At 33.2% G+C, this 11097-nt stretch carries 12 protein-coding genes and 1 pseudogene; 7 read left to right on the forward strand and 6 right to left on the reverse strand.

The annotated features are described in order from the left end of the window. A partial coding sequence (locus A9G37_RS06410) for an IS30 family transposase (protein WP_141671098.1) occupies window positions 1-317 on the forward strand: 317 nt, incomplete at its 5' end. 232 nt (window positions 318-549) lie between these two features. Here the strand turns inward: A9G37_RS06410 and hslO are convergent. The 3 genes from hslO to A9G37_RS06425 all read right to left on the reverse strand — a co-directional run bounded on the left by hslO (window position 550) and on the right by A9G37_RS06425 (window position 3456). Then, complete coding sequence (gene hslO / locus A9G37_RS06415) at window positions 550-1422, reverse strand: Hsp33 family molecular chaperone HslO (protein ID WP_065560124.1); 873 nt, start codon at window positions 1420-1422, stop codon at window positions 550-552. Next, window positions 1415-1810, reverse strand: a complete 396-nt coding sequence (gene hslR, locus A9G37_RS06420; protein ID WP_218055903.1) for a ribosome-associated heat shock protein Hsp15 — start codon at window positions 1808-1810, stop codon at window positions 1415-1417. The genes hslO and hslR overlap by 8 nt, the downstream gene beginning before the upstream one ends. Window positions 1811-1911: 101 nt before the next feature. Continuing rightward, window positions 1912-3456, reverse strand: a complete 1545-nt coding sequence (locus A9G37_RS06425) for a hypothetical protein (protein ID WP_141671104.1) — start codon at window positions 3454-3456, stop codon at window positions 1912-1914. A 304-nt stretch (window positions 3457-3760) separates the two neighbouring features. Here A9G37_RS06425 and greA point away from each other — a divergent pair, with 304 nt between their 5' ends. Further along, window positions 3761-4237, forward strand: a complete 477-nt coding sequence (gene greA, locus A9G37_RS06430; protein ID WP_065574972.1) for a transcription elongation factor GreA — start codon at window positions 3761-3763, stop codon at window positions 4235-4237. Between the two features lie 62 nt (window positions 4238-4299). Here the strand turns inward: greA and yhbY are convergent, their stop codons facing one another. Continuing rightward, a complete protein-coding gene (gene yhbY, locus A9G37_RS06435) occupies window positions 4300-4593 on the reverse strand; it encodes a ribosome assembly RNA-binding protein YhbY (protein ID WP_034910776.1) in 294 nt (97 codons plus the stop codon). A 97-nt stretch (window positions 4594-4690) separates the two neighbouring features. Between yhbY and rlmE the strand changes: the two genes are divergently transcribed. From rlmE to A9G37_RS06460, 5 genes are all read left to right on the forward strand, one after another. Next, window positions 4691-5317 carry a 23S rRNA (uridine(2552)-2'-O)-methyltransferase RlmE gene (gene rlmE, locus A9G37_RS06440; protein WP_065574973.1) on the forward strand — a complete coding sequence of 209 codons (627 nt, stop codon included), beginning with the start codon at window positions 4691-4693 and terminating at the stop codon, window positions 5315-5317. A 76-nt stretch (window positions 5318-5393) separates the two neighbouring features. Continuing rightward, the gene (ftsH, locus tag A9G37_RS06445) at window positions 5394-7259 is read left to right on the forward strand and encodes an ATP-dependent zinc metalloprotease FtsH (protein ID WP_065574974.1); all 1866 of its coding nucleotides are present in this window, start codon (window positions 5394-5396) and stop codon (window positions 7257-7259) included. A 185-nt stretch (window positions 7260-7444) separates the two neighbouring features. Beyond that, on the forward strand, window positions 7445-8287 hold the full coding sequence (gene folP, locus A9G37_RS06450) for a dihydropteroate synthase (protein ID WP_065574978.1): 843 nt from the start codon (window positions 7445-7447) through the stop codon (window positions 8285-8287). Window positions 8288-8531: 244 nt separating this feature from the next. Continuing rightward, the gene (locus tag A9G37_RS06455; RefSeq protein WP_065574975.1) at window positions 8532-9113 is read left to right on the forward strand and encodes a DUF2975 domain-containing protein; all 582 of its coding nucleotides are present in this window, start codon (window positions 8532-8534) and stop codon (window positions 9111-9113) included. Window positions 9114-9125: 12 nt separating this feature from the next. Beyond that, window positions 9126-9335: a helix-turn-helix domain-containing protein gene (locus tag A9G37_RS06460; RefSeq protein WP_034910784.1), complete on the forward strand. Its 210-nt coding sequence runs from the start codon at window positions 9126-9128 to the stop codon at window positions 9333-9335. A 115-nt stretch (window positions 9336-9450) separates the two neighbouring features. Here A9G37_RS06460 and A9G37_RS13200 read toward each other — a convergent pair. Together A9G37_RS13200 and A9G37_RS06475 are read right to left on the reverse strand one after the other, a co-directional pair. Further along, window positions 9451-9579 (reverse strand): annotated as a pseudogene (locus A9G37_RS13200) (transposase); the annotation flags it as partial. Between the two features lie 359 nt (window positions 9580-9938). Then, window positions 9939-10538, reverse strand: coding sequence for an inovirus-type Gp2 protein (locus A9G37_RS06475; protein ID WP_065574977.1), 600 nt, complete (start codon window positions 10536-10538; stop codon window positions 9939-9941). Window positions 10539-11097 lie beyond the last annotated feature (559 nt).

The raw sequence follows: 11097 nt of genomic DNA on the forward strand, positions 1-11097 counted from the left end.
AAAAAATGGTTAAAAGCATCACCTTTGATAATGGAACCGAATTTAATTATCATCATGCTATTGAGTATTATTTAAACACCACCGTGTACTTTGCGGAGCCTTATAAAAGCTGGCAAAGAGGCACAAATGAAAACACCAATGGCTTAATACGTCAGTTTATACCTAAGTCAGCGGCCATTTCATTAGTTGACGACAAACAGATAAAGAAAATACAATATCTATTGAACACACGCCCAAGAAAACGGCATAAGTTTAAAAGCCCTGCCGATTTTTATTCTAAGGAGTTAAGAAGAATTGCACTTCATGGTGTAATCTAGGAAGTAAATGAAAATAATTTTTATGAATTTCAAAAAGTTAAGGCTAAAAAATTTTTTATTAATTTCAATGTAAAATAGTTTTGTAAATTTACTTTACAAAATTTTTATATAAAACCGATAAAATAGATTGGTATCTTTTTTCTATTCTGTTAAACTGAATACGGGTTTAATTCCCTATATTTCACTTTACCACTAAGGTGTTAATAACCTTAGTGGTATTTTTCTATTAAGATCAATGATAATGTAGGTTACTTGTACTTCTAATTTCAGCAATATCAATTGCATCAAACAGATAATGCTTTCCACAATAATCACAATGAATATCAATCTTACCCTCATTTTCCTTTAGGATTTCATCAATTTCATTAGCTGGTAAAGTCATTAAGCTATCTTCACAACGTTGACGTGAACATCTACACTTAAAAGTAATATCATGCGTTTCAAAAAGACGCACTTCTTCTTGATTATATAAACGATATAAAATCTCATCAGTGGAAAGTTGAAATAACTCATCACTAGTGATTGTCTCAGTTAAAGCGTTAAGATGTTCAAATGATTCAATTGTATTTTCATTAGCAGGTAAAACTTGCAATAAAATACCTGCTGCTATTGGCTTATTATTATGTACACCTGTTTTCACAAATAAACGAGTAGGAAGCTGCTCTGATTGCATAAAATAGTTTTCGATGCAACCAATAAGTGTATCTTTTTCTAACCCGACAATACCTTGATAACGCTCGCCATTTTTAGGTGTAATAGTAATAACGACATAGCCATTACCCACCATCTCTTTAAGTGTTGCATTATCAGCGATTTCACCGCTAATCCGAGCAACACCGCGTAGCTGCTGTTGATCATTACCATTAACAACTGCTAAAGATAATGCTCCATCGCCTTGTAACTGAACAGCAATATCGCCTTCAAATTTTAGTGTTGCAGTTAATAAACTAGTTACAACCAATAATTCACCAAGCAATTTTTGCACTGCTATTGGATAAGTATGATTATCTAAAATCGCTTGATATGTCTGTTCCAGTCGGGTAATTTCACCACGAATAGGGTGATTATCAAATAAAAAACGGTTCAAAGTATCCATATTAATCATTGCCATCTTTTTGCCTATCATATTTAAATTTAATCAAATTACGCCGTTCCTTTTTATCAGGCCGTCTATCTGGATGCGGCATTGTCAATGCATTAAGTTTACGCGCTTGCGCTATTTTTTCTCGTTTTGCAATACTGTCAGGAGTTTCTTGATAAAGTTGCTGGGCTTCAATGGCAGTTTTTCGTTGTTCACTAATGGCTAAAACCCGAACTGTTTTTTGATCAGAACCTTGGCGAAGCGTTAAGATTGCACCGACTTCAACAAGCTTACTTGGTTTGGTACGTTGGCCATTATAATGCACTTTGCCACCATCAACCATTTCTCGTGCTAACGATCGAGACTTATAAAATCTTGCCGCCCAAAGCCATTTATCTAATCTTACAAGCACTATTACTACCTCGTATTACTTATTATTGAGTTTTTAAGCTCAAATGAACATAATAACTTAAACATCTTAACGATGTTATATAAGGATGCTTTTGTAAAAAATCAATGCGTAAGATTAATGATATACTCATTCCCATTTGCCGAAAATTTACCTGAGAAATTAAATGGTTGTAATTTACCATGTAAATTAGCTGAGTAATTCATAGCATTTGGCGGTTGTTTTATCAATTTCCAATTTTCTAGTAGCGAACTTGTTACACCATAAGCATCAAATTGCAAAGATAGCGGTTCATTTTGCGATAAATCAACTTTTGCTCTCGACTCAATTATTCCTCCATTAGTTAAAGAACTAAAAGTTAATGAAGGATGGTTATCAGAATCAAATTTGAGAACAAGATCTGGATAACGAATATCTATTCGATTTAACGAAGCTTTTTCAGATTTCAAAAAAACAGTTCCTGAAAATAGTCCTAATTTTTGCGCTTTTGCTAAAGTGATATCTTTACCTGAAGCTTGAAAATTATATAAACTAAAAGGAAAATCGCTCTGCTTTCTAATTATCAAACTTTGAAAAATATTCAGCTTATCAAGCTTAATATTTCTAAAAATATTAGGTAACAGAGTCTGTCCCAAATTTTCAGGAATCTCATAGACAATATCCGCTAACATTAATTGATCTAGATGTAAGGTATTATCTTTCCACTTACCAGAAAAATTTATACTACCTTTATTCCATTTTGCTAATACTTTTTGAATTGTCGCTTCTTGGTTTTGAAATGATAATTGTGCTAATACCGACGAAAATAACTCATCATGCAAAACAAGTTCCTCAGCAGTAAAAATAAATGCCCCCTGTTCAAAATACCATTGCCCATCATAACGAAGATTCGTCGCTTCAATATTGCCTTTTTCCATTAAAAAATTGGGTAACTGAATACTACTTTCCTGTACTAATAATTGTTTGATTGTTAATTGTGGCAGAGCATAAAAATATTTATTAGAAAAAATATCATCAGTTGATTGAAAATGTATATTATGCAACTTTAATTGTTCAATATCTAAAATATTGTCAGCCTGTATTTTTAATTTACTAACAAAAAATCCTTCATTAATATTTCCACCTAAATTAGTAATGGTTGTAATACCATCTCGATAAAACCCTTGAATGAGCAAGGACTTTATTGGCATTTCATTCACTAAAGTTTCTTGTGAGGAAAAATCAAATCGATATTTATCTACCCCTGATGAAAAAAAAGGTTGAATCCCTCCATTGATTTTGAAGAAAGAAAGTTTGTCTTTTCCATTATTAGTCAAAATATTAACGGTTGAATTAACAAATTTTAGTGTGTTTGTTGAAAAAGCATAATGCTTGAATTGAGTATTATTAATAGTACCATTAATGACAGTAACATAATTAAAATGGCTTAATTGCCATAAATTACTTTTATCCAACCCTACAACTAATTTAGGAACATTAACAATCTCTTGATTATTATCATTGACAACAACATCATCAAAAACCAATTCATAAAAATTTGAAAAAGAGTGATGAACACTGCCGATTGAGATTGTATATGAACTTAATTTAGATAACTGATAACTAACTATTTTTGCTCCAAACGAAGTTTGTAAAATAAAATAAGACAACAATAAAAAAAACCAAACGATGGACAGAGAAATGATTATATAAAATCGGAATTGCCGCATAAATAAATGTAATTATTATAATGAACTACTAAATAGTTATATTACGATAACCGATTTTTATAAAAATATCATCTCATTTTCAGTATAAATGATTTGTTATTAAACTAACTTTACAGTTAATATATAAATATTCACTTTAACGTTTTTAAATAAACAAAAAACAATTAACTTTCTCTTTCTTTTGATTAAGATAAGGGATAATTATTTTTATTTACTAAAATAAGTAAAAACGGGAGATACCTAGATGAAACAAATCCCAATGACAGTAAAGGGAGCTGAACTATTACGAGCCGAATTAGAAGAGCTAAAAAATGTTAAAAGACCACAAATAACGGCAGCAATAGCAGAGGCAAGAGCTCATGGCGATTTAAAGGAAAACGCTGAATACCATGCAGCAAGAGAACAGCAAGGTTTTTGTGAGGGTCGTATTCAAGAAATCGAAGGTAAATTATCACAAGCTCAAATTATTGATATTACTAAAGTAAAAAATACTGGTCGTATTATTTTTGGCGCTACAGTAACAGTAATAAATATTGAAACGGACGAAGAGACAACATATCGCATAGTCGGTGATGATGAAGCTGACTACAGACAAAATCTAATTTCAGTCAACTCACCTATTGCCAGAGGGTTAATTGGCAAAGAAGATGGTGATACAGTACAAATTAAAACCCCAGGGGGTGATGTAGAATTTGATATTGTTAAAATTGAATATATCTAATTATTAAATAAACCACTTACAAAAGCAGATGATAAATGTAACAGGGCTAAGCCCTGTTACATTTATTTAGGTAGGGAAATTTTCTTATCTTCGCTTGGTCTAAAAATAGTGAAATTAGAACCAACCAATTGCACTGCTAACGCTTTTGTTTCGCGTACAATTGCATCACAAATAAGTCTTTTTGTTTCACGATCTTCAGCAGAAACCTTAATTTTAATCAACTCATGGAAATTTAAAGCATTGTCAATCTCGGCAAGTACACCCTCGGTAAATCCATTAGCCCCAATCATCACTATAGGTTTTAAATGATGAGCTTCACTTTTTAAATACTGTTTTTGTTTATTCGATAAATTCATTAAATTTTTATCACATTAAGTTGTAATTTTGCTATTCTACCCTTATATATGTTTGTAATCAATGAAGTGACCTTTTACATTAAGGAATTTATTAGTTGTGAGTAATAAAAAACGCTCAGCAAGTTCAACACGTTGGCTCAATGAGCATTTTAATGATCGCTTTGTACAACAAGCACACAAAAAAGGGCTCCGATCTAGAGCTTGGTTCAAACTTGAAGAAATTCAAAAAAGTGACAAATTATTTAAGCCGGGAATAACGGTTGTTGATTTAGGTGCAGCCCCAGGCGGTTGGTCACAATATGTCGCGTCGCTTATCGGCAACAAAGGGCGTATTATTGCCTGTGACTTACTTCCCATGGATCCCATTGTTGGCGTTGACTTTCTTCAAGGCGATTTTCGGGATGAAGCAGTTTTAAAAGCGTTACTTGAACGGGTTGGCAAAGAAAAAGTCCAAGTAGTCATGTCAGACATGGCACCAAATATGAGTGGGCAACCCGCAGTTGATATACCAAGAGCAATGTATTTAGTTGAACTAGCGTTAGACATGTGTAAAGACGTGCTTGCTCTTAATGGTAATTTTATTGTTAAAGTGTTTCAGGGTGAAGGATTTGAAGAGTACCTAAAGCAAGTCCGTTCAATGTTTAAAACGGTCAAAATTCGTAAGCCTGAAGCCTCACGAACACGATCTCGAGAAGTTTATATTGTTGCAATGGGTATGAAGTAGCCAGTTGTATAATTTTGTAGTACCATACTTTGTTAAATTTAGTCGTAACTGTTAATTTTTATGAGAGGTTTTTCTTTTGAACGACATGATAAAGAATTTACTGATCTGGGGAATTATCGCTGTAGCATTGATTGTTGGATTTAGCCAATTCAGCGCAATATCTAATAGTGGACCTCAAGTCAATTATACCCAATTTAATTCCGATATCGCAGCTGGTAATCTCCAAGAAGTGCATATTAACGGACGAGAAATTGTTGCCACAACTAAAAATAAAGGCAATTACACTACATATATCCCTTACCTTGATGGAAAATTAATAGATGATTTATTGGCCAATAAAGTACCTGTTTATGGTAAACCTGATGAAAGGCCAAACTTAATCACCAGCATTCTTATTTCTTGGTTTCCTATGATTTTACTTATTGGTTTTTGGCTCTTTATGATGCGCCAAATGCAAGGTGGTGGTAAAGGTGGACCAATGTCAGTTGGTAAAAGTAAAGCAAAAATGCTAACGCCAGACCAAGTCAAAACAAAATTTACCGATGTTGCCGGAAGCGAAGAAGCAAAACAAGAAGTCACCGAAGTTGTCGACTTTTTGCGTGATCCAGGTAAGTATCAAAAATTGGGTGGGCGCATACCAAAAGGGATTTTAATGGTAGGACCTCCTGGAACAGGTAAAACTTTACTAGCAAGAGCTATTGCAGGTGAAGCCAATGTACCTTTTTTTAGCATTTCAGGTTCTGACTTTGTTGAGATGTTTGTGGGAGTGGGGGCTTCGCGAGTGCGAGATCTCTTTGAACAAGCACGTAAACACGCACCTTGTATTATCTTTATTGACGAAATTGATGCCGTCGGACGCAAGCGTGGTGCTGGCTCAATGGGAGGTCATGATGAACGAGAACAAACATTAAACCAAATGTTGGTTGAAATGGATGGGTTTGAGGCTAATAGCGGCATTATTATCATCGCGGCAACTAACCGAGTTGATATTTTAGATTCGGCGTTACTCCGTCCTGGACGTTTTGACCGCCAAGTACAAATTGGTTTACCAGACATGAAAGGTCGTGAACAAATTCTTGCCGTTCATGTACGCAAAGTTCCGTTAGGTTCTGATGTCAACTTATCGGTATTAGCTCGTGGCACACCAAATTACTCTGGTGCAGAACTTGCTAATTTAGTTAACGAAGCAGCTTTATTTGCTGCACGTCGAAACAAACGAGTAGTTACCATGGAAGAATTTGAGGAAGCCAAAGACAAAATCAATATGGGAACTCAACGCCGTTCATTATCTATGACGAAAGAACAATTAACTAATACTGCTTATCACGAGGCTGGACATGCGATTGTTGGCTATCTTGTGCCAGATCATGATCCACTTCATAAAGTAACTATTATCCCTCGTGGGCGCGCATTAGGTGTAGCATTCTTTTTACCTGAAGGTGACCAAATTAGCCAAAGTCGAACTCAATTAGAATCAAAAATTTCTACCGCTTATGCTGGCCGAATTGCTGAAGGATTAATCTTTGGTGAAGATAAAATTACGTCGGGGGCATCGAGTGATATTCAATATGCATCTAATGTTGCTCGAGCAATGGTAACCCAATGGGGATTCTCAGAACGTTTACCACCTGTATTATTTGAGTACGAAGAATCATCTTATGGGCCATTGAAAAAAATCTCAGATAGTACAGCTCAAATTATTGATGAAGAAGTTGACACTATTATTCAACGTAACTATCAACGTGCAAAAACGATCCTAACTGAAAATATTGATATTCTTCACGCCATGAAAGATGCACTGTTAAAATATGAAACAATCAATAAACAACAAATTGATGAACTTATGAATCGTCAACCGGTCACACCACCTGATGGTTGGACGGAAAGCGATGAAAAAGCAGCAAATGGAGGTAGTGATACACCACTACAATCAAAAAGTTAATTTCTTTAATAATATATAACGCGCTTACAGCGCGTTTTTTATCGGTAAACTAAAAATAGCTTATCAATAAATTGCAGGAATAAAGCAACGATTATATTGAAAATTTCACTTTAATTATGCTTAATAATTTTGAAGATCATTTAAACAACTGCATCACTAATTTTAATCAAATAGGGCTTTTAATCATGGAAATACATTTTCAAAATCATGTGATAGATCTTTCATTTCCACAAGTGATGGGCATCGTTAATATGACGCCAGATTCATTTTCTGACGGTGGTAATTATAACAACCTTGATGATGCTATGCGTCGAGTTGACCGTATGATCCAAGCTGGTGCAACATTTATTGATATCGGCGGCGAATCAACACGCCCTGGTGCAACTGAAGTGTCTGTCGATGAAGAGCTTAACCGTGTTATTCCATTAGTTGAAAAAATTGCCCGTTATTTTGATGTTTGGATTTCGGTTGATACATCAAAACCACAAGTCATGACCGAATCGGCCAAAGCAGGAGCCCATCTAATTAATGATATTAGAGCTTTAACAGAACCAGGTGCGGTTGAAGCAGCTGCACAAACAGGATTGCCTGTTTGCATTATGCATATGCAAGGAGACCCTAAAACTATGCAAAATGCGCCATACTATGAGCTAGATATCTATCAAGAAGTTGATAATTTTTTTACAAAACAGATCCAACGCTGCATAAATGAGGGTATTGACCGTCAAAAAATCATACTCGACCCTGGTTTTGGATTTGGTAAAACACTAATGCACAATTACCGGCTATTAGCAACACTTGAACGCTTTCACCATTTAAACCTTCCTTTATTAGTAGGCATGTCCCGAAAATCCATGATAGGACAAGTATTAAATGTACCACCGCAAGAACGTACACTCGGTAGTGTTACATGTGCAGTAATTGCGGCGATGAAAGGAGCAAAAATTATTCGCGTACACGATGTAAAGGAAACTTTCAATGCATTAAGAATTGTACAAGCAACACTTGCAGAACAAGATTCCTTTTGAAATTGTAAAATCGTTGTATTTCTCCAAATAAACTTGTTCATATATGAGATTGATTTTAGTTAATTTATATCTAATTATTTTTTAGTGAAATTAAATGATTATAAAGTAATTTCATTTAATATTTAGTTTTTATAATTAAAAATAATAGAATGAAAAATTATCGTTTTATTTTAATTTTTTATTGTTTAATGAATTTCTCTATGCTATATTGTGTTCACTTTTTATAAAACGAAAGGATTTAAAAATGAACACTGATATGACTAAAACTTATTCTCGATTAAATCTATATTGTAAATTTATGGCATTGTTAATGGTTATTCCTATTTTAAGTACGTTAATTGGAGCACTATCACCCTTACTATTTTATTTTTTTAATATTGCCAATATTGGACTTGATTCTGGTGGATACTCTTTTTTTGTCTCAAGTGTAGTTGAAAATGTCGATCCTGAAAATTTATCCATCTGGCAAGCAACATTGGCTACATTGATAGATACCTTATCTATACTTATTTTAGCTTATGCTTTTTATCAACTTAGATTACTCCTTTTAAATTACAGCCAATCTGAATATTTTTCAGAAACATCGACTAACCATTGTTATATTTTTGGAAAAATGTTAGTTATTTGGTCAATATTAGGTATTTTATCTGAACCTGTATTAACGTTAATTTTGACTTTTAATAAAGATCCTTCAGAACGTTATATTTCTTTTTCATTTACTAGCGAAGATATCATGACATTATTCCCTGCGATTAGTATTATGCTCATTGGTCAAATACTAAAAAAGGCCTGCCAACTAGCTGAAGAAAATAAACAATTTATTTAAAAGGAGTCATATGTGCCAATTATAATAAATTTAGACGTAATGCTTGCTAAGCGTAAAGTTAAATCAAAAGATCTAGCGGTAGCAGTTGGTATTACAGAACAAAATTTATCATTACTTAAGCAAGGTAAAGTAAAAGGATTTAGACTAGCAACACTCGAAGCAATCTGCAAACATCTAGATTGCCAACCGGGTGATATACTAGAATATACGAACGAAGAATAACTTATTGCAAGTAATTCTGCCTCTCGTGCGTGAATTAAGGCTGTATCAAAAAAAAGGTATATTACGATCGGATTGAGAGATTAATAACCCAATTTCCGTATAGCCTAAAATAACACCTTCTGCGCCATTTATAAAAAGTTGAATTACCCATGCCATATTTACGGCAGAGTTCCTTGACAGGAATACCTGCTTCAGCTTCTTTTAAAATAGCGACGATTTGATGTTCAGTCATTTTTTTCATCATTAAATCCCCTTTTACTTTTATCATAGAGAATTTTCTACTTTTTTGCTGTACTATTTTAGGGGAGAGTTACAGTTCAACATATCCATATACGCATCTATTCCATATTGTCTTTGATAGGCATCGTCATGATAGGCAAAATCCATTCTGACTGGATATAACTTCCCATAACTTGTAAGTAACGATCTATGATGAGCTCTTAGCTTATTTAGTATTAGGTCATAGTAGTTGTCCATTTTTTATTCCTTTATATGAATTGGATCTATATCAATTATCCTGTTTTGTTGACTGATTTGTATAAACGTATTTTTTTAAGATTCATAGTGATTTTCCAAAATGAAGGAAATGTTTTTTTGGGGTTACTAAATAAGGGAAGAAATTAAAAATTTATTCAGACCAAGTGTTCTAGGTTTTCCTCGATGACTTGGAGGTGGGATTTCACTTAAAAATAGACAATCGCTATAACACTTTTTAAAAAATGATTTTTGTTCTGTTTTAGCTAAATAACTAAGCATATAACAAACCGAATGAAACGCTTCATCATCGTGATGATTTATCATCCTTAGCCCATTAATACGATAATTATTCCGCTGGCAATCATACAAATAACCTTTAGTCAGTTCATACCATGCACGTTCCAGTGCAACGTAAATAGGATAGTATTTTTGTCTTTTTTGACCATTTACATAAAAAACAGAATGAAAATGGATATGTTCATTCTGATTAAATTCCATAACAACAGCATACCCTATAATATCAAGTTCAAATTGCATAGCTTGATAAAGGAAGTACATTATTTCTTTTTTGGTTGTTTCAATATCAGTATTGAACTCATCATCTTTAGCATAATGAATGTCGATTCGAATCGGTAAAATTTTTGAGTATCTATCTTGTAGATTATTTAGGTGTGCAATGAGTTGATCATTGAGTTGTTTATTAATAGTAAAATTTTTATTTTGCATTTAGTTGCTCCTTATCAAATTAGAGTTATTTGATAAGGAGCAAGATTATTTTTTTACTGTTTTAGTAACTGATGGTTTACTCAGATAGTCTGTTATTGGTGTTATTTATCTAATAATTTTCTTTTATATAATAATATTAATTAACCTTTAATGATTATTTTTTTATCTTGTCTTTAGTCTCAATAAAACATCGAAAACATTCGATAAAAATTAATATTTGACTTTGTAAAATAGTGAAACGCTAACGTAAGAATCTTATTCTCATAAAACGATCAATTCATCAGAATATGAATGGGTGGAGATGAATACTGCATAATTATCTTATGATCAAACAACCAGCGTAATGTAAATAAATATTTACAAAAAGAATAAAGTAGTAACGGTATTAATTGAAAGTAATAGTACAAATAATGAACACATAATCACTTGGCAAGCAATTCTCTATAATCCTTGCAAACAAAGGCTTTAAAGCCATTTTATGGATACACGTCATTATCGAACCAAATGTATCCGGGTTTGTATCCGAAATCGTGCTTGATTTGGGGTGATTTCAGTTGAA

The organism is Gilliamella sp. GillExp13 (genome assembly GCF_001690815.1).
Lineage (GTDB): Bacteria > Pseudomonadota > Gammaproteobacteria > Enterobacterales > Orbaceae > Gilliamella > Gilliamella bombi.